At 67.1% G+C, this 18,217-nt stretch carries 15 protein-coding genes; 8 read left to right on the forward strand and 7 right to left on the reverse strand.

The genetic code is table 11. The annotated features are described in order from the left end of the window. Nucleotides 1–195: 195 nt before the first annotated feature. Genes ACSG06_RS19750 through ACSG06_RS19770 form a run of 5 tightly spaced genes read left to right on the forward strand, consistent with a single transcriptional unit; the run spans nt 196 to nt 5,460 of the window. Nucleotides 196–777 carry an acyltransferase gene (locus ACSG06_RS19750; protein WP_440992013.1) on the forward strand — a complete coding sequence of 194 codons (582 nt, stop codon included), beginning with the start codon at nt 196–198 and terminating at the stop codon, nt 775–777. Then, nucleotides 774–2,162: a nucleotide sugar dehydrogenase gene (locus tag ACSG06_RS19755; protein ID WP_440992014.1), complete on the forward strand. Its 1,389-nt coding sequence runs from the start codon at nt 774–776 to the stop codon at nt 2,160–2,162. The genes ACSG06_RS19750 and ACSG06_RS19755 overlap by 4 nt, the downstream gene beginning before the upstream one ends. Beyond that, nucleotides 2,155–3,453, forward strand: a complete 1,299-nt coding sequence (locus ACSG06_RS19760; RefSeq protein WP_440992015.1) for a nucleotide sugar dehydrogenase — start codon at nt 2,155–2,157, stop codon at nt 3,451–3,453. The genes ACSG06_RS19755 and ACSG06_RS19760 overlap by 8 nt, the downstream gene beginning before the upstream one ends. Beyond that, nucleotides 3,450–4,532 (forward strand): DUF354 domain-containing protein, encoded by a 1,083-nt coding sequence (locus ACSG06_RS19765; protein ID WP_440992016.1) that lies wholly within the window; start codon nt 3,450–3,452, stop codon nt 4,530–4,532. The genes ACSG06_RS19760 and ACSG06_RS19765 overlap by 4 nt, the downstream gene beginning before the upstream one ends. Nucleotide 4,533: 1 nt before the next feature. Then, nucleotides 4,534–5,460 carry a glycosyltransferase family 4 protein gene (locus ACSG06_RS19770; protein ID WP_440992017.1) on the forward strand — a complete coding sequence of 309 codons (927 nt, stop codon included), beginning with the start codon at nt 4,534–4,536 and terminating at the stop codon, nt 5,458–5,460. 19 nt (nt 5,461–5,479) lie between these two features. Here ACSG06_RS19770 and ACSG06_RS19775 read toward each other — a convergent pair whose 3' ends face one another. Next, nucleotides 5,480–7,315 (reverse strand): hypothetical protein, encoded by a 1,836-nt coding sequence (locus ACSG06_RS19775; protein WP_440992018.1) that lies wholly within the window; start codon nt 7,313–7,315, stop codon nt 5,480–5,482. A 249-nt stretch (nt 7,316–7,564) separates the two neighbouring features. On the opposite strand from ACSG06_RS19775, the gene ACSG06_RS19780 reads away from it, so the two are divergent. The 3 genes from ACSG06_RS19780 (at nt 7,565) to ACSG06_RS19790 (ending at nt 11,140) form a co-directional block, all read left to right on the forward strand. Then, nucleotides 7,565–9,493, forward strand: coding sequence for a putative glycosyltransferase family protein (locus tag ACSG06_RS19780; protein WP_440992019.1), 1,929 nt, complete (start codon nt 7,565–7,567; stop codon nt 9,491–9,493). 89 nt (nt 9,494–9,582) lie between these two features. Continuing rightward, the gene (locus ACSG06_RS19785; RefSeq protein WP_440992020.1) at nt 9,583–10,086 is read left to right on the forward strand and encodes an NUDIX hydrolase; all 504 of its coding nucleotides are present in this window, start codon (nt 9,583–9,585) and stop codon (nt 10,084–10,086) included. Nucleotides 10,087–10,357: 271 nt separating this feature from the next. Continuing rightward, nucleotides 10,358–11,140 carry an SDR family oxidoreductase gene (locus tag ACSG06_RS19790; protein ID WP_440992021.1) on the forward strand — a complete coding sequence of 261 codons (783 nt, stop codon included), beginning with the start codon at nt 10,358–10,360 and terminating at the stop codon, nt 11,138–11,140. Between the two features lie 17 nt (nt 11,141–11,157). Here the strand turns inward: ACSG06_RS19790 and ACSG06_RS19795 are convergent, their stop codons facing one another. The 6 genes from ACSG06_RS19795 to ACSG06_RS19820 form a co-directional block, all read right to left on the reverse strand. Then, nucleotides 11,158–13,146 carry an oxidoreductase gene (locus tag ACSG06_RS19795; protein ID WP_440992022.1) on the reverse strand — a complete coding sequence of 663 codons (1,989 nt, stop codon included), beginning with the start codon at nt 13,144–13,146 and terminating at the stop codon, nt 11,158–11,160. Nucleotides 13,147–13,256: 110 nt separating this feature from the next. After that, nucleotides 13,257–13,979, reverse strand: a complete 723-nt coding sequence (locus ACSG06_RS19800) for an ABC transporter ATP-binding protein (protein ID WP_440992023.1) — start codon at nt 13,977–13,979, stop codon at nt 13,257–13,259. Then, a complete protein-coding gene (locus ACSG06_RS19805) occupies nt 13,979–14,734 on the reverse strand; it encodes an ABC transporter ATP-binding protein (RefSeq protein WP_440992024.1) in 756 nt (251 codons plus the stop codon). The genes ACSG06_RS19800 and ACSG06_RS19805 overlap by 1 nt, the downstream gene beginning before the upstream one ends. Continuing rightward, nucleotides 14,731–15,840, reverse strand: coding sequence for a branched-chain amino acid ABC transporter permease (locus tag ACSG06_RS19810; RefSeq protein WP_440992025.1), 1,110 nt, complete (start codon nt 15,838–15,840; stop codon nt 14,731–14,733). Before ACSG06_RS19810 ends, ACSG06_RS19805 begins: the two co-directional genes overlap by 4 nt. Further along, entirely contained in the window at nt 15,837–16,739 is a 903-nt protein-coding gene (locus ACSG06_RS19815) for a branched-chain amino acid ABC transporter permease (RefSeq protein WP_440992026.1), read from the reverse strand. Before ACSG06_RS19815 ends, ACSG06_RS19810 begins: the two co-directional genes overlap by 4 nt. A 5-nt stretch (nt 16,740–16,744) precedes the next feature. Then, nucleotides 16,745–18,016, reverse strand: coding sequence for a substrate-binding domain-containing protein (locus ACSG06_RS19820; protein WP_440992027.1), 1,272 nt, complete (start codon nt 18,014–18,016; stop codon nt 16,745–16,747). Nucleotides 18,017–18,217 lie beyond the last annotated feature (201 nt).

Below are 18,217 nucleotides of genomic sequence, written 5' to 3' on the forward strand. Positions count from 1 at the left end.
TTCGTGCTTATCAGTCCCATAAGACGACGCTTACCCGAACTATAGTAATCCGCGTTGGGGTCCGTTGTCCGACCAGACGATGACAAACCTGAACGATAGCTCGGTGGAGCGTTCACTCCGAGCAGAGACGTCACCGACCGTCGGACCGGGTGACCGGGGCCGACGAACCGACGCACCGCCCTCGACGACGGTACCATGACGGGGCTTCGAGCCGGGGAGCGGTGCGAGATCGACGCGGGAGCGACAATCAGCTACGAGTACGCCAGCGACGGAGGCAGGACGCGGATCGGCGACGACGCGGTCGTCAGGCACGGCACCATCATCTACGGCGACGTCAGCATCGGCGACGGCTTCGTCACCGGCCACGACGCCATCGTCCGCGAACACACGACGATCGGCGACGACGTGCTCGTCGGCACCAAGACCGTCATCGACGGCCGGTCGGAGATCGGCGACGACGTGAGCATGCAGACCGGCGTCTACGTGCCCACCGAGACCACCATCGGCGACGACGTGTTCCTCGGGCCCCACGCAGTCCTCACGAACGACCCGTATCCCCTCCGGACTGACCACGACGTTGTCGGGCCGACCATCGAGGACGGCGTCTCGCTGGGCGCGAACACGACGATACTGCCCGACGTGACCGTCGGCGCGCGCTCGTTCGTCGCCGCCGGCGCGGTCGTCACGGAGGACGTGCCACCGGACTGCCTGGCCGTCGGTTCACCTGCCCGGTTCAGGGAACTGCCCCCGGAGCTCCGGGGAGGGAACGGCCGATGAACGACGTCGCCTCGCCGGTCGGTCTCTACCGGTCGGAGCTCGCGAGCGACAGTCAGCAGTCCGCGTTCCGCTCGGGAGAGGTGCCGGTCGCCGTGTACGGACTCGGCAAGATGGGGCTTCCGCTCGCCGCCGTCTACGCGAAGACGACGGGCAACGTACTCGGCGTCGACGTCGACCCCGAGGTCGTCGACACCATCAACGCCGGCGAGTCCCACGTCGAGGACGAACCCGGCCTCGACGAACTCGTCCACCAGACGGTCGCCGAGGGCGAGTTCCGGGCGTTCACCGACGGCGCGGCAGTGGCTGCGGAGGCGGCCGTCCACGTCGTCATCGTGCCGACGCTCATCGACGAGGAAGACGACCCCGACCTCGCCCTGGTCCGGTCGGTCGCGAGCGACATCGCGAGCGGCCTCGACCCCGGCGACATGGTCATCTTCGAGTCGACGCTCCCGCCCCGGAGCTGTCGCGACGTGCTCCTCCCCCTCGTCGAGGCGGAGAGCGGTCTCGAGCGCTCCCAGTTCGGGTTCGCGTTCTGCCCGGAGCGGACCTCGAGCGGCCGTGCGCTGACTGACATCCGGGGCGCCTACCCGAAGATCGTCGGCGGTGCCGACCACGAGAGCACCCGGGTCGCCTCGCTCATCTACGAGGAGATCACCCAGAACGACGTGATCCAGATGGAGAGCATGACGGCCGCCGAGGCCGTGAAGGTGTTCGAGGGGGTCTACCGCGACGTCAACATCGCCCTCGCGAACGAGCTGGGCATGATGGCTGACGAGCTGGGGATCGACGTCGTGGACGCCATCGACGCGGCCAACACCCAGCCGTTCTGTGACATCCACACGCCGGGGGCCGGTGTCGGCGGGCACTGCATCCCGTACTACCCGTACTTCCTCATCGGGGAGCTCGAGTCCTCGACGCAGCTGCTCGAGACCTCCCGGAGCGTGAACGAGATGATGCCGCTGTACACGATGGAGTTCGTCCTGAACGGGCTCCGGACCGTCGGGAAGGCACCGGCGGAGTCGTCGGTGCTGGTGCTCGGACTGACCTACCGGCCGGGCGTCGCAGAGACCCGCGCGACTCCCGCGCTCCCCATCATCGACCACCTCGACGACACCGGTGTCGACGTGCACGCCGTCGACCCGGTGCTCGACGAGTACGACGAGTTCGAGGCCGCCGGGGCCACGATAGAACAGCTCTCGGATCTCGAGTCCGACGTCTACGACGGCGTCGTCCTCGTCACCTCTCAGCCCGAGTTCGAGGCGCTCGACGTCCACGAGCTCCGCCCACCCGGCAGTCGACTCGCCGTGGTCGACGGCCGGCAGGCGCTCACCCACCTCCGGGACGACATCGAGATCGAGTACTGCGGGGTGGGCCTCGATGACTAGCCCGGCCGACGACGTCGTCTGCGTGGTCGGGCTCGGCTTCGTCGGGCTCGAACTCGCGGTCGCGTTCGACGAGGCCGGGAAGGGGGTCGTCGGCTACGACATCGACACCCAGAAGGTGAACAAGCTCGCGGACGGGACGGACCCGATCGACGAGGTCGGCGACCACCGCGTCGCCACCTCGGACGTCCACTACACCGACGACCCCACCAGCATCGGCGATGCGGACTACGTCCTCATCACGGTCCCGACCCCGGTCGACGACCTCGGCACGCCCGACCTCGACGCCGTCGAGTCGGCGAGCAGGACCGTCGGCCGGAACCTCAACCCGGACACGACGGTCGTGCTGGAGTCGACGGTCTACCCCGGTGTCACCCGGACCGTCATGGTGCCGACCATCGAGGCGGCCGGCGACCTGACTGCGGGGGAGGAGTTCGAGGTGGCCTACTCTCCGGAGCGGCTCTCGCCGGGGATCGGCGGCCGGACCCTGGAGGCCGTCACGAAGGTGGTCGGCGCGGGCTCGGACTCCGTCCGCGACGACGTCGCATCGCTCTACGAGGAGGTCGTCGACGCCGGCGTCTATCGCGCCCCGGACGTCGAGACGGCGGAGGCGTCGAAGGTCATCGAGAACGTCCAGCGCGACATCAACATCGCCCTCATCAACGAGCTCGCGATGGCCTGTGACCACATGGACCTCGAGACCGAGGAGGTGCTCGACGCCGCCGGCACGAAGTGGAACTTCCACGACGAGTACGAGCCGGGACTGGTCGGCGGTCACTGTATCCCGGTCGACCCGCTGTACCTGGCCCATCGGTCGGAGAAGTCCGGCTTCTCCCCGAAGCTCATCCACCAGGGACGGGAGATCAACGAGCACGTCCCCCGGCACGTCACCCGGCGACTGGTCCGGGCGCTCAACGAGTCCGGTCGCGTGCTCCAGGACAGCGAGATACTCGTCCTCGGCACGTCGTACAAGGCGAACGTCAGCGACGTGACCTCCTCGGAGACGAAGGCGCTCGTCGAGGAGATCCGTTCCTACGACATCGACGTCACCTGTTTCGACCCGCATACGGACACGGGAACGGAACGGACCCACCTCGACGTCGACGTCGCGGCCGAGTTCGACCCCGCGGGCTACGACGGCGTCCTCGTCGCGACGGCCCACGACGAGTTCGCCGACGTCGAACTCGCAACGCTCGCCGACCAGCTCGCGTCGGAGCCGATACTGCTCGACCTCCCCGGTATCTACGACGGCGACGTCGCCAGCAGCCAGGGGTTCGTCTACGACAAACTATGACAGACACATGGGACCGGACGGCCGACGGTGTCGACCTCGAGCAGGCGCCGCCGAAGACCATCGTCCTGACCGTCCAGCATCCGGCTCACGTCCACTTCTTCCGGCACGTCCACGAGCGCCTCGTCGATGCGGGCCACGACGTGTCGGTGTTCGCCCGCAGGGTGCCGATCATCACGGCACTGCTGGACCGCTACGACATCCCCCACGAGACGCTGGTCACCCCGCGGGAGCACCGTGGCGGGCAGGCCGTGATGCAGGCCCGGTACGAGTGGCGGCTCCTCCAGCGTGCCCGGGAGCTCGACCCCGACGTCATCGCCGCCATTGGGGGCGTCGCCGCGGCACACGTCGCGTCGGTCGTCGGGGCGCGCAGCGTCGTGTTCACCGACACGGAACACGCAACGCTCTCGAACCGCCTCGCGTTCCCGTTCGCGGACACCATCTGCACGCCCTCGTGCTACCGTGACGACATCGGGTCGAAGCAGTTCGAGTACGACGGCTATCACGAGCTGTCGTACCTGCATCCGTCCCGGTTCACTGCCGACCCGTCCGTGCTGGCGAGACTCGACCTCGCACCGGACGACGGCTACGTCGTCCTCCGGTCGGTCGACTGGGCCGCCGCCCACGACGCTGGCGAGGGTGGCTTCGACGACGTCGCCGACGTGGTCGAGCGCCTGGAGGCGACCGGCGTCGAGGTGCTCGTCTCCGCCGAGGGGGCGCTCCCGCGGGCGCTCGCCGAGCACCGCGTCGACATCGCCCCGCACCGGATGCACGACCTGCTCTACTACGCCGACTGCGTCATCGGCGAGGGCGCGACCATGGCGATCGAGAGCGCCGTGCTCGGGACGCCCGCCGTCTACGTGAACTCCCTCGAGACCGGTGTCACGGACGAGCTCGCCGAGGAGTACGGGCTGCTGTTCTGCTGTCACGGCCCGGACCGCCAGCTCGAGGCCATCGACCGCGCCGTCGAGATACTCGAACGGGAGGACGACGTCGACTGGGAGCGGCGACGCGTCGAACTGCTCACCGAGAAGGAGGACACGCTCTCTGTCGTCCTCGACCGTCTCGGGGTGACCGCGTAGGATGCACGTGCTGCAGGTCGTCACCACCGCGTCACCCTTCTTCGAGCAACAGGTCGAGGCGCTCGAAGCGCACGGGGTGGAGTGCACGACGGTGACGGTGCCGGAGACGGGGTCGCTGGTCGAGTCCGCCGACGCGTACCGTCGGTTCTACCAGCGGGTCCTCTCCCGTGGCCTCGACTCGTACGACCTGGTCCACGCCAACTACGGGCTGACAGGCCCGTTCGCGCTGGCACAGCCGACCCGGCCCGTGGTCCTCTCGGTCTGGGGGTCGGACGTGATGAGCGACTCGACGGCGCTGACCGCGACGACCGAGCTGGCAGCCAGGGGGAGCGACGCCGTCGTCGCACCCTCGGAGGCCATCTCGGAGTCGATGTCGGTCCCGCACGAGGTCGTGCCGTTCGCGCTCGACACCGAGCGGTTCCGCCCGGTCGACAGAGAGCGGGCGCGGGAGGCGGTCGACTGGGACCCCGACGGCCACGTCGTCCTCTTCCCGTACCACCCGGACCGCGACGTGAAGGACCACGAGCGGGCGGAACGGGTCGTCACCCAGGTCGAGGAGCTCATCGACGAGCCGGTCGACCTGCGGTGGATATGGGGCGTCGACCACGACCGCGTCCCGCTCTACATGAACGCGAGCGACGCCGTCCTCGTCACCTCGCGTCGCGAGAGCGGGCCCATGGTCGTCAAGGAGGCCGCGGCGTGCAACGTTCCCGTGGTCTCGACGGACGTCGGGTTCGTCGACGCGGCACTCGACGGCGTCGAGAACTCACACGTCGCCGGGACCGATGCCGGGCTCGTCGACGCACTCGCCTCGGCACTCCGGTCGGACGGACGCTCGGACGGGCGCACCGAGACGGCGTTCCTCACCCCCGACCGCATGGGTGAACGGCTCGCCGACCTCTACGCCGACGTCCTCGCGTCGTCGTGACCGTTGCCGTTCGTCGGTGCTACAGCCGGGCGGCGACCCAGGACTCGAGCGAGCCCCGGACGTTCCGTGGCCCCGTCGAGTCGCCAGCGAGCTCCAGTCGCGGGAGGTACGTGACGTCGAGGTCCGCGGCCGCCGCGACGCTCTCCTGCATCGGCGCCTCGTAGTAGCCCTCGTCGACGTAGACGCTGACCTTCCCCCAGTTACGGATGCCCGCGTCCTGGAGCAGGCCGGTCAACGCGTCGGACGACGTCCAGTCGAGGCCGTCGCGGTTCGCGAGCAGGTACTCGACGAACGACCAGTAGTTCTCCGGCTCGACGTCCCAGACGCCGAGACCGTACTGCGAGACGAGGCCGCTCGGGCCGTCGTCCAGGATGTACGGCTCGCCGGGGTTCCAGGGCTCGTACGGGACGTCCCGGTAGCGGACGTTGAGCAGCCCCTCGTCGACGAACGAGCTCCGCAACGTCTCGACGTGTCGGGCCAGGAAGTCCCGGGTGTAGGGACACTTGAAGTTGCCGTAGACGGTCAACGTCGGGTTGTCGGCGTCGGTCCCCATGGTGCCGTACGACATCGAGCCCAGTCCCGGCGGGAGCGGCGGCGCGCCGTCGCTTGCGATGGTCGCCCCGTCGTATTCCCCGTCGTTGGGGGAGGCGCAGGTCCCGTGCCGGCCGATGTCGCTCGTGTCGACGCTCCCGGTGCCCGTGATGGCGAGCTCGGGGACGTCGATGTTCGCGTTCACCACCGCGTTGTCGGCGGAGTCGTCGAACACCAGTCCGTTCCGTTCGCGTCCGGACTGGTGGATGCACACGTCCTCGATGGTGTTGTGGTCGCGCATGAAGATCGCGGCCCCCCGGTAGGTCCCGCCGCCGGTGATGGCGACGCGTTCGATGGTCCGCGAGCCCGGGTCGTCGATGCCGGTGGGTTCGTCGACGTAGATCGCGAAGCTCGTCGCGGTCCCGTCGGAGCCGATGACGTAGTACTCCGGGCCGACGAAGATGCGGGAGTTCTGCAGCACGAACGAACCGCCCGAGTAGGCGTTGACGACGCCACCACCACCCGGGCCGCGCTCCATGTGGATGTCGCAGTTGTCGATGTACACCGGCCCCGGACCGTCGGAGATCCGGATGCCACGCATGTTCTTGTCGGTCGGACGCGGGTCGTCGACCGCGATTATCGCGTTGCTGACCGTGCTCCCGGGGCTCCCGAGTCGAACCTGTGCGATGTCGTTGTTCCGGTAGATACCGCCATCCACGTGCACGGGGCCGTTCGAGAGCGAGGCGTAGAGGCCGTTGTTCCCGAACCCCTCGATGTGGCAGTTCCTGAACGTGAGTTCGCCGTCCGTGGCGACGTACGTCGCGACCGCCTCGGGGATGCTCCCGTCGGCCATCGTGACGTTCTCGATGAGGCCGCTGCCGTCCGGGTCGGAGATATCGAAGCCGAACGCAGTGTTCGACCCGTCGTGGTAGCCGACCTTCGTCACGTCCCTGACGACGAGGTCGTCGATGGCCGTGAAGCCGACCGTCGGGTGGACGTCGTCGCCCGTGTGATCGAGCGTGAAGCCCTCGAAGACGAGGTTCTCCACGTCTGCACCACCGATCCAGACGTCTGTCGAGTGGTCCGGCCCGGGGACCAGTGTCGCGTCACCGTCGCCCACCATGGCGAAGTTCGACCTGCCGTAGAGGATGAGCTCGTCGATGAGGTACTCCCCGTCGGGGAAGTAGATCGCCGTATCGTCCTGGTTGTACTCCGCGAGGACGTCGTCGATCGGTTCGCTTCCGGTCGGGTCCGCACCGGCATCCACGATGTTCACCTCGGTCTCGTACTGCCTGGTCGTCGTCTGTTCGGCACCGCCGGTCATCGTGGCCCCAGCCCCGATACCGACAGATGTGCCCACCAGTTCCAGTGCCCTGCGTCTGCTCAATGCCTTCCACTGTGGCATGGGATGCACAATTCTACTGGGGTGGATATATCCATCGGAAATGCAGAATGAAATTTGCTGTTCAGATGTTTATCCCGACAGTAATCGTCGGTCCTCCCCGGTGGCCTCGTGACCGAACCGGTTTACAGACCGTATAGTAATCCAACCGACTGACCAACGTCTCGGACGATGGGACGATTGGGCCAAAGTAGCCTCTCGAAGTGGATCGACCGGAGACGTCTCGACCGTACTCTCGCGCTGTTCGGACTGGTGTTCGCGCTCGCGCTCCTCCCGATGCGGACTCTCGTCTCGCACATCTACGCGACCACCCTCCCCGTCGTGCTTGGGCTGGCGTCGCTCCTCTACCTCCTCTCGACGCGCGGCGAGTCGTACGACAGCTATCCGTTACCGACCTTCTCGACGGTCGGTGCCAGGCTTCTCGAGTTGGTCGTACTGCTCTCTGTGAGTCTCCTGTTCGTCCTCGGGGGCCTCCTCGGGCAGCGGACCATCCTCTTCCTGAACGTGGCCGGGGCGACAGGGACGGTCCTGCTGTTCCAGCTGCTGTTCGTCGACGAGGCCGACCTGCGACCGGGCGTACTGCTCGTCGAGCTGCTCGCGTTCGCGTTCGCAGTCAGATTCGTCGGCCTCTACTCGGTGGCCGGCTACATCGGCATCGACGTCTGGACGCACATGAGCTTCGTGAACGGGATCCGGGTCCAGAACTCGCTCGTCGCCATGGAGTCGAAGTACATCGCCGCGCCGCTGTACCACCTGCTCGTCGCGGTGGTGACCGACGTGAGCGGCCTCGCGCCCCGGAACGCGCTCTATCTCTCGGTCGGTGTCGCGCTCACGCTCTCCGGAGCCATGGTGTACTACGGGGCCAGACAGTTCATCGAGCCCCGGTGGGCGCTCTTCGCGATGGGCCTCTGGTTGATGAGCTCGCAGGTGATCCGCTGGGGGCTGCACGTCATCCCGACGAGCCTCGGCATCGCCTTCTTCGTCCCGCTCATGGCCTACCTCGTCCGCTTCCTCGAGGAGTACCGTCCCCGAGACGTGGGGATGCTCTCGCTGTTCGTCGTCGCGATCACCCTCACACATCAGGTGTCCGCGTTCGTCGTCATCGTGGTGCTCGGGCTGGCGTTCGCCGTCCAGGTCATGATGCCACTGCTCCCCATCGAGACCGGCGACGAACCCACCTCTGTCAGGGGTATCCTGGGCTTCTCCGTCGGCTTCGTCGCGCTCGACTGGAGCCTGACCCCCTACTCGGGCGGCTCCTTCGTCCAGGTGATGCTGGACCGGCTGCGGACCACCATCTTCCAGGAGGTCGGGCTGCTCCAGGTCTCCAGTTCGAAGAACGTCGCCTCGACAGCCGGTGACGCCGGCACCTCGATGCTCGTGAAGCTCATCGCCTACATCAACGTCTACGGCTTCCTCGTCCTCCTGCTGCTGACCGGTATCGGGGCCCTCTGCGTGCTCAAGTACGGCCACCGCACCCACGGCCGGCTCCTCGACGTGGGTCTCGTCTCGGTCATGTCCGTCTTCGTGATGGCCCTCCCCATCCTCGGGGTCAGCCTGTTCCTCCCCGGCCGCTGGTACGCGTTCATGTACGTCCCGATGGTGTTCCTCGGGGTGTTCGGGCTGCGCCACCTCGTCGGCCACCTCGACCGGCGGCTCGTCGTCGTCGGGCTCCTGCTCCTCGTCGTCTCCTACCCGAGCATCATGCTCGTCTCCGGTGCCGCCACGCTCGACAGTCCGGTGTTCGAGTCCAAACAGCAGCGCTACGCGTTCACCGAATCGGAGGTCGACGGCGCGCGGAGCGTCGGGAACATGATCGGCGGTCGGCTGCCACCCGTCTACACCGACGCACCGTACACCGCCGTGTTCAGACGGACTGACAGTCACCTCGCCGGGCTCGTGGACGTCCCACGGGACTCCCGGGCATCACACGGGCTCGTCGTCTATCGGGGGTATCAGACCGAGGGTGCGCCACTCGTCGGCGGCGTGAACAACTCCACGAAGCTCAGCCAGGTCTCGAAGGACCGGATCTGCAGTCCGTCCCGGAGCCGACTCTACACTAACGGGAACGTACTGCTCTGCAGCGACGGCGACGTGGCGTAGGTCGCGCCTGATTTAATGCGTCTGTATCTTCTGGGAACCGCAGCTTAACGCGTCCATAGCAAAGCCATGCCCTCCCGTTGGCGGAGAAAATGAGTGACGCACCTCATCCATCGACCGACTTCCCGTCGACCCCCCCGCACCAGGACCACATCGTCCACCACCCCACCCCGCGCGAGATGGGGCGCTTTACGGGTCGAACCCTCCGGTTCGGCGCCAAGGCCCTCGTCCGCTCCCGCGGCCGTGTGCTCCTCGTCAGGGAACGTCGCCCCGACGGGTCCTCGTTCTGGACGCTCCCCGGCGGCGGCATCGAGCCGGGAGAGACGATCCGGGCATCGCTCGAGCGGGAGGTCTGGGAGGAGATCTGCTGTCGCTGCTCGCTCGGCGCCATCGTCGGCCGCTGTCGCTACGACCACACGACCCGCCCGGACACGACGACCGTCTACTCGGTGTTCGAGGCGACCCTCGACGGCGACCCCGTTCCGGACCCGAAGGAGGGTGTCGTCGAGTATGACTGGTTCGAGATGACCGACGTGCCCGATGGGACGCTCGACCCCATCGAGTCGGTGCTTTCCCGGACTGCCCTCGACGACTAGCCCCGGTCGCCATCTGTCCGGCCCTCGCCAGAGAGCCGGCGGGTGGGGTCTGGAGTACGGGTTGAGTCGGGGTCGCGACCCGCCTCCTGGTCACCACGGAGGAGGCAGCGAGGATACACGGCACGCCCCGATAAATTATATCGAGATACGTGGGTATATAGACTCATTTCGATAATCAGTAACGTCCTCGGCTGCACGGACGACCGGCCAGACGGTCATCGACGACTGTCGCGTCCAAACCCCTATAGCCCTGTTCTCTGAACAGGACTCTATGCCCGAACTACTCGATGGCAGGACGGCGGTCGTCACCGGTGCTGCCAGTGGGAACGGTCGAGCGATCGCGACGAAACTGGCCGAATACGGCGCCGACGTCGTCGTCGCGGACATCCGCGAGGACCCTCGCGAAGGCGGCGTCCCGACCCACGAGCGGATCACCGCCGAGACGGACGCCCGAGCGGTGTTCGTCGACTGCGACGTGACCCGGTGGGCGGACCTCGTGTCGGCAGTCGAACGCGCGGCGGACCTCGGCGGACTCGATATAATGGTCAACAATGCAGGTATTCTCCGGAGTGGACCGGTGACCGAGCTCACCGAGGACGAGTTCGACCTCGTGATGGACGTCAACGTCAAGGGGACCTTCCTCGGTTCGAAGGCCGCCGCCGAGGCGATGCTGGACGGCGACGGTGGCTCCATCATCAACATCTCGAGCATGGCTGGACTGGTCGGCGGCAGCGAGAACAGCATCTACTGTGCGTCGAAGGGTGCGATCCGGCTGCTCACCTACTCCCTGGCAGCGGAGCTCGGGCCGCAGGGCATCCGAGTCAACGCCATCCATCCCGGTCCGATCGAGACGAAGATGATCTCGGAGGACATCTCCATCGTCGGCAGCGACCGGGCGGACGACTACCGGGAGTCCATCCCCCTCCAGCAGTTCGGCGCTCCTGACGACGTCGGCAACGCCGCCGTCTACCTCGCCAGCGAGCTGTCTGAGTTCGTCACCGGCTCCTCGCTGGTGGTCGATGGGGGACTCTCGAACACCGGTGGTGTGAACTAGCCGGCGGTTACCGTCCCCTACGTCTGCCGCCCGAGTTCGTGTCCGTGATAGACCGCGTCGGCGATGCGCCGGGGGGAGACGCAGTCGCCGATCGCGTGTATCTCCTCGATCTCGGTCTCCGCCGTGAGCGTCTCCTCGTCGGCCTTCAGCTCGCGGTAGAGGTCGTCGTTCGACTTCCGCATCGTGGTGAACACGACGTAGTCGGCGTCGAACGTCGACGACTCGCCGGAGTAGACGTTCTTCGCGGAGACGGTGTCCGCGTCGATCCCCGTGAGGGCGTGGTCGGGGACGAACTCGACGCCGGCCGAGTACAGGTCCGAGTAGATGGTCTTGCGCTCGAACGTGTGGAGCGTCTCCTGGAACGCGCTCGTCCGCGGCGTCACGAAGGTGAGGTCGTTGTCGTCGGCCAGCGTCTGCGCGACGCCGGCGCTGACGTTGTAACCCTCCTCGTCGAAGATGACGACACGTTCGTCCGAGAGGTCCGCGTTCACCGCCTCCTCGGGGGTCAGGACGTGGTCCTGGTCCCAGCCCGGGACCGGCTGGTGGGTGCCCGAGGTGACCCCCTTCTCGGACCAGTGACCACCCGTCGCGATGACGACGATCTCCGCGCCGTACGTTCTGACGTCGTCGTAGTCCATCTCCGCACGGCTGCCCGTGTGGACGGCGACGTCGAGCCGGTCGAGCTCCGTCTCGCGCCAGTCGCGGACGCGCTTCCACTCGCCCAGGCCCGGGAGGCTCCCCTCGAAGTTGACCCGGCCGCCGAGCTCGCGCTCCTTCTCGTTGAGGTGGACCCAGTGGCCGCGCTCGGCGGCGACCCGCGCGAACTCGGTTCCGGCCGGCCCGCCGCCGACGACGAGGACGCCCTTCGGTTCCTCGGCCTCGTCGTACTCCTCGGGTGCCCAGCGCTGCTCCTCGCCGACGGTCGGGTTCTGCGTGCAGATGAGCGGGATGCCCTGCCGGGACTGCGAGACGCAGATGTTGCAGCCGATGCACTCGCGGATCTCGTCGACGCGGCCCTCTCTGGCCTTCTTCGGCCAGTGCGGGTCCGCGATGGACTGTCTCGCCATCCCGACCATGTCGATCTTCCCGCTCTCGAGCAACCGCTCCGCGTCCCGGGGGTCGGTGATGCGCCCGGTCCCGCCGACGGGCACGTCGAGGACCTCGGTGGCCTCCTCGATGAACTCCATCTGGTAGTTCTTCTCGTGGCGGCGGCTCGGCCCGATCATGTCGTCGATGGACTGCTTGACGCCGATGTCGAGGTCCCAGAAGTCCATGTCGTCGCCGATTCGCTCGACGATCTCCAGGCCCTCGCCGTCGGCACGCAGCCCGCCCTCGACGCGCTCGTCGATGGTGAAGCGGGCGCCGAACGCCATGTCGTCGCTGATGGCGTCGTCGACGCGCTCGATGACCTCCTCGAAGAAGCGCATCCGGTTCTCCAGCGAGCCGCCGTACTCGTCGTCGCGGTCGTTGTAGAACGGGGAGAGGAACTGGGAGATGAGGTAGCCGTGAGCGGCGTGGAGTTCGACGCCGTCGTAGCCGGCCCGCCGGGCGCGGTCTGCGGCGGTGCCGAACGCCTCGACGATCTCCGCGATGTCCTCGTGTTCCATCTCCTTCGGCGTGTAGTAGTTGCCGCTGGGGGTCTGCGAGGACGACAGCGGCGGGTGGCGGCTGTCGTAGTTCGACGCGGTGAGCCCACCGTGCCAGAGCTCGACGAACAGCTTCGAGCCCTGGTCGTGGACCGCCTCCACCATCTCGCGCTGGGGTTCGATGGTCTCGTCCGTGTGGAGGAACCCCGGGTCGACGGGCGTGACGTCGGTCGACTCGTGTATCTGGCTGTACTCCTGGATGATGAGCCCGAACCCGCCCTTTGCCTTCTCGGCACGGAACGCCGTCTGCTGGTCACCGAGACCGTAGGCGTTGCCGTGGGGTGGCTGGTAGACGCGGTTCGGTATCTCCACCGGACCGAGCTCGATCGGCTCGAACAGCGCGTCGTAGCTACTCGGCATCCGTCTCACCCTGCTCCGGGCGGGCCGTTCGTGTTCCGTCTCGTCTCATGTGTCTTGCCTCCATTGGTTGTGTGACCGGACCGCTGTCGTGCTGTCGGGGGTCGCCCCGGTCAGGCGAACCCCTGCACACCGATGTACCGGTCGATGATCTCGTCGTTCGCCGCCAGTTCGTCGCTCGTCCCCTGCCAGACGATCTGGCCCTCGTCGAGGACCAGCACCCTGTCGGCGACCGCCAGTGCCAGGTCGATGTCGTGCTCGATTATCATCACGGCGAGGTCCTGCTCGGACGTCAGCCGGTCGAGCAGCGACGACACCATCTCGACGAACTGCACCGCGAGCCCCTGCACCGGCTCGTCGAGCAGGAGCAGGTCCGGGTCGGCCGCGAGCGCCTGTGCGATGGCAACCATCTGCTGCTGGCCACCGGAGAGGTTCGCGGCGCGGGAGTGCTCGTACTCCTGCAGGTCCGGGAACAGCTCGTACAGGTACTCGAAGTCCGGCTCTGCGTCGCGTTCGAGCGTCGGCAGCCGGATGTTCTCCCGCACGGTGAGATGGGGGAACACCTTCTCGTCGGCAGTGACGAAGGAGACGCCCTTCCGACCGATTTCGTGTGGCGGCTGGCCGTTGATGACCTCGTCCTTGTACGTGATCGTCCCCTCTCGAGGCTCGAGGAGCCCGCTGATGAGCTTGTACGTCGTCGTCTTCCCGGTGCCGTTGCGACCGAGGTAGGCGACGACCTCGTCCGTGTCGACGTCGAACGTGATGCCGTCGAGGACGTGGTGGTCCCCGTAGTAGGCGTGCACGCCGTCGAGCTGGAGCAGTGCGTCGTCGGGCATCACGAGGTCACCCCCCGGAGGTACGCCTCCTGGACCCTCGGGTCGGACAGCGTCTCCTCTGGCGGGCCGGAGGCGAGCAGCTGCCCGTTGTGCATCACGACGAGCCTGTCCGACATGTCCTTGACGACGTCGAGCTTGTGCTCGATGAGCAGGACGGCGTACTCGTCGGCGAGGTCGCCGACGACGTCGAAGACGAGCTCCTTCTTGTCGACCGCCAGCCCCGCCGTCGGCTCGTCGAGCAGCAGGATGTCCGGCTCGGGGGCGAGCGCGATGGCGATCTCGAGCAGCCGCTTGTACCCCTGCGAGAGGTTCTCGGCGGCCGTCGTCCGGTCCTCCTCGAACCCCACGAGGTCCAGTATCTCCGTCGTCCGCCGGTTCATCTCCCGGTCGGAGAGCGCGTCGGAGAAGACGTTCGCGTAGGGAACGTCGCTCACGGCCTGCACCGCGAGGCGCACGTTCTCGAACGCCGGGAGCTCGTCGAAGAGGTTCGTGATCTGGTACGTCCGCGAGAGGCCGTGGTGGACCCGGGTCTCCGGGCCCTCCCCCGTCACGTCGGTCCCATTGAGCTCGATGCGCCCTGCCGTCGGGGACAGCTCCCCTGCGAGCAGGTTGAACGTGGTCGTCTTGCCGGCACCGTTCGGGCCGATGACGCTCGTGAACTCGTCGTGGATGTCGAACGTCAGGTCGTCGACCGCCGTGACGGCCGCGAAGTCCTTTCTGAGGTCTGTACAGCGGACGATCGGGTCGTTGCTCATCGTTCCTCACCTCCATCGCTCTTCACGGTCGAGTCGGTCGGGTCCGAACGTCCGTCGCTCCGGTCGAGGACGCCCTCGATGGACCGGATCCGTGAGAAGCCCAGCCCACCGGCGATGCCGCTCCGGAACCGCAGCACCGTCAGCATGAACAGCAGCCCCAGCAGGAGTGGCCACCGTTCGGGGAGCCGTGCGATGAGCGCCGGCGCCCCCTCGGGGATGACGTCCACGAGGTACGTCGACAGCGTGTACTGGGTCCCGATGACGAACACGGAGCCGATGATCGGCCCGATCAGGGTCCCCATCCCGCCGATGAGTATCATGAACAGGCCGTCCCCGGTGGTCGTCCAGTAGAGCGTGCTCCCCGGTGCGACCTGGGTGAAGTACGCGGCGTAGAGCGCGCCGGAGACGGCCGCGAGTGCCCCCGACAGCGAGAAGACCGCGAGCTTGAACGCCCGGACCCGGTAGCCGACGGCACGGGCGCGCTCCTCGTTCTCGCGGATGGCCTGCAGCACGTGGCCGAACGGCGACCGGACCACGTAGCGGGTGAGCAGGTAGGTGCCCACGACGGTCACCAGCGCGAGGTAGTAGTAGCCCATCGGCTCGAACGGGTTGAACTCGTACCCGAACACCACCGGTGGGTCGATGATGATGCCGGTGTCGCCGCCCACGTAGTTCCAGCTCTGGAAGAGCGTGTAGAACACCTGGGCGACGCCCAGCGTGATCATCGCGAAGTAGACGCCCGAGCGCCGGAAGGCGATGGCGCCCACCACCAGGGCGAACAGAGCGGTTCCGACCACCGCGGCAGGCGCTGCCGCGATGAACGGGACGCTGAACTTCTTCATCAGGATGGCCGTCATGTACGCTCCGGACCCCAGGAACACCGTGTGGCCGAAGCTGACGTAGCCGGTGTAGCCGACGAGCAGGTTGAAGCTCATCGCGAACACCGCGAAGATCATCATCTCGATGGCGATGCTCGTGATGAACGGAAGCCCGCCGATGGCGTTCGCCACGAACGGGAACACGGCGACGACCGCGAGCACCACCATCCCGACTGACTGCGTGCGGACGGACTCGAACAGCTCGTTCGAGCGCTCGAAGTAGCTCACACCTCCACCTCCGCCTCACCGAGGAGGCCCTGCGGCCGGAGCAGGAGGACGGCGATCATCACGAGGAAGATGACCGTCCCTGCCGGCACCGGGGCGTACACCGCCGCGAACTGCCAGATGATGCCGATGAGCAGCCCGGCGATGACCGACCCCCAGAAGGAGCCGAGCCCACCGACGATGACGACGATGAACGCCGGCAGGATGATCGACGCGCCCACGCTCGGTTCGATGGCCCGGTAGATGTACACGACGCCGCCGAGCGCGGCGATGAACGCACCGAGACCGAACACGGCGGTGAACGCGCGTTCCACGTTCAACCCGAGTGTCGCCGTCCGGTCCGTGTTGTAGACCCCCGCCCGGACGATGAGGCCGAACCGGGTGCGGGAGAGGAACAGTGCCGTTCCCGCGACGACGGCGACGCCGAGCAGGATGGTGAACAGCCGGTAGTAGGGCAGGCTGATGCCCATGAAGACCACCGCGCCGTCGAACACCGCCGGACGCTGTGGCACACCTGGCGGTGCCGCCCCCCAGATGTACTTCACCGCCTCCTCGATGACGACCGCGAGTCCGAAGGTCAGCAACAGCTGGTAGATCGGCTCGGTCTCGTACAGCGGTTTGTACACCGTCCGCTCGAGGCCGGCACCGATGGCCGCCACGACCACCGGGGCGACAACGAGCGCGAGCACGAACCCCTCGAGACCGCCGCCGACGAGCTTCATCACCGCGAGCCCGATGTAGCCACCGAGCATGAACAGCGCCCCGTGGGCGAAGTTGAGCACGCCCATCAGGCCGAACACGAGCGACAGGCCGAGGGCGACCAGTACGAGGATCATCCCGTACGAAACGCCGTTGACGAACGTTGTCGCGAGGTCGCCGAGACCCACGGACAGCGGCGTCATTGGACTCACAGCTCGATGCCCGAACACCCGGTCTCGCCGCAGGGGCGGATGCTCGACTGGGCCTCGAAGGTGTCGTCGAGGACGGGTTCGACGTCCATCGAGCCGCCGGAGGTCTCCTCGAAGTGCCCGAGGTACATCGGGAACTCCGCCTGGTGGTCACACTCGCGGATGGTGTAGGAGCCGTCGCCCCGCGCGGTCTTCTCGATGGTCATGCCGTGCCACTCCTCGATGAGCGGGTCCGCGTCGTTCGAGCCCGACGCCTGCATACCCTGTGCGATGGCGTAGCCCGCGGCGTGGGCACCCGCCGTGAAGATGGACGGCACGGTGTCCCACTGGTCGGCGTACTGCTCGATGATCCAGTCGTTCGTCGAGTTGTCCGGGAACGTCCAGAAGTACTTCGGGATGCCGCTGAACCCGGTCGCGGCCGTGCCGACCTGCTGCATCCACGGGACGGTCGTCACGCCGGTCGCGGTGACGCCGAAGTCGGTCCCGAAGTCGGCGAGGTCGCGGCTGAACCTGATGCCGTCCGTGCCCGTGAGCGCCACGACGATGCCGTCGGCGCCGCTCTCCTCTGCACTCTGGAGGTACGGCGTGTAGTTGGAGGTGCCGGGCGAGGCGAAGGACTCGCCTGCCGCCGAGCCACCGTTCTCCTCGATGACGGACTTCCACTGGGCGACCGAGTCGTGTCCCCACGAGTAGTCGGCCCCGATGAAGTAGAAGTTCGACCCGAGGTTCTCCGCCGCGTACTTGCCGCCCGCCAGTGCGTCCTGGTACGTGGTCTGGGAGGTCCGGAAGGTGTACTTGTTGCAGTTCTCGCCCGTCAGCGACGTCGCGGCTGCGGTGTCCACGAACATCGGTGTGCTGGCGTCCGTCGCCACGTCCTGAACGGCCGCCGCGACCGAGGACGACACGCTGCCCTGGAGGATGTCGACCTCGTCGCTCTGGACGAGCTTCCGTGCCTTCTGTCGACCCGTGTCCGCCGCGAGGCCGGAGTCCTCAGCGATTATCTCGACGGTGATACCGCTCCCTTCGACGGTGTCCGAGTCGGCGAGGCTCCCCGTGTCCGCGTCCAGGGACTGCGCCAGCCCGAGCTTCAGGCCGCGGATGACCGAGTTCCCGAGGTGGGCGTACGGCCCCGAGGTGTCTGTGACGACCCCGATCGAGAGGCTGTCCGCACCGCCACCACCACCGCCGAGACACCCTGCGAGTCCGGTGAGTCCCGCAACGCCGGTCGCCGATGCTGCCTTGAGTAAGCGCCGCCTGTCAATTTCAGGCATACCACCACTGTCCCATTCATTCGTTATAAATTCTTGGTCGACCTTCCTGACACGTCGACTCGTTCGGGGTTTTGGGCATCACGGCGTTGTTTTTCTAAATCTAGACTGCGCGCACAGAACGGTGGAACGGACCGCGCCGGCTGCGGTTCGTCACCACTTCGGAATCTCCACTGCGGGGACTGCCTCCGCAGAAACACCTAA

Origin of the sequence: Haloarchaeobius baliensis, assembly GCF_052060055.1 — an archaeon.
GTDB classification, from domain to species: Archaea; Halobacteriota; Halobacteria; order Halobacteriales; family Natrialbaceae; genus Haloarchaeobius; species Haloarchaeobius baliensis.

Coding starts and splice junctions, on each gene's coding strand:
- ACSG06_RS19750 (WP_440992013.1), top strand. CDS start 196: ATGACGGGGCTTCGAGCCGGGGAGCGGTGCGAGATCGACGCGGGAGCG.
- ACSG06_RS19755 (WP_440992014.1), top strand. CDS start 774: ATGAACGACGTCGCCTCGCCGGTCGGTCTCTACCGGTCGGAGCTCGCG.
- ACSG06_RS19760 (WP_440992015.1), top strand. CDS start 2,155: ATGACTAGCCCGGCCGACGACGTCGTCTGCGTGGTCGGGCTCGGCTTC.
- ACSG06_RS19765 (WP_440992016.1), top strand. CDS start 3,450: ATGACAGACACATGGGACCGGACGGCCGACGGTGTCGACCTCGAGCAG.
- ACSG06_RS19770 (WP_440992017.1), top strand. CDS start 4,534: ATGCACGTGCTGCAGGTCGTCACCACCGCGTCACCCTTCTTCGAGCAA.
- ACSG06_RS19775 (WP_440992018.1), bottom strand. CDS start 7,315: ATGACCGGCGGTGCCGAACAGACGACGACCAGGCAGTACGAGACCGAG.
- ACSG06_RS19780 (WP_440992019.1), top strand. CDS start 7,565: ATGGGACGATTGGGCCAAAGTAGCCTCTCGAAGTGGATCGACCGGAGA.
- ACSG06_RS19785 (WP_440992020.1), top strand. CDS start 9,583: ATGAGTGACGCACCTCATCCATCGACCGACTTCCCGTCGACCCCCCCG.
- ACSG06_RS19790 (WP_440992021.1), top strand. CDS start 10,358: ATGCCCGAACTACTCGATGGCAGGACGGCGGTCGTCACCGGTGCTGCC.
- ACSG06_RS19795 (WP_440992022.1), bottom strand. CDS start 13,146: ATGCCGAGTAGCTACGACGCGCTGTTCGAGCCGATCGAGCTCGGTCCG.
- ACSG06_RS19800 (WP_440992023.1), bottom strand. CDS start 13,979: ATGCCCGACGACGCACTGCTCCAGCTCGACGGCGTGCACGCCTACTAC.
- ACSG06_RS19805 (WP_440992024.1), bottom strand. CDS start 14,734: ATGAGCAACGACCCGATCGTCCGCTGTACAGACCTCAGAAAGGACTTC.
- ACSG06_RS19815 (WP_440992026.1), bottom strand. CDS start 16,739: ATGACGCCGCTGTCCGTGGGTCTCGGCGACCTCGCGACAACGTTCGTC.
- ACSG06_RS19820 (WP_440992027.1), bottom strand. CDS start 18,016: ATGCCTGAAATTGACAGGCGGCGCTTACTCAAGGCAGCATCGGCGACC.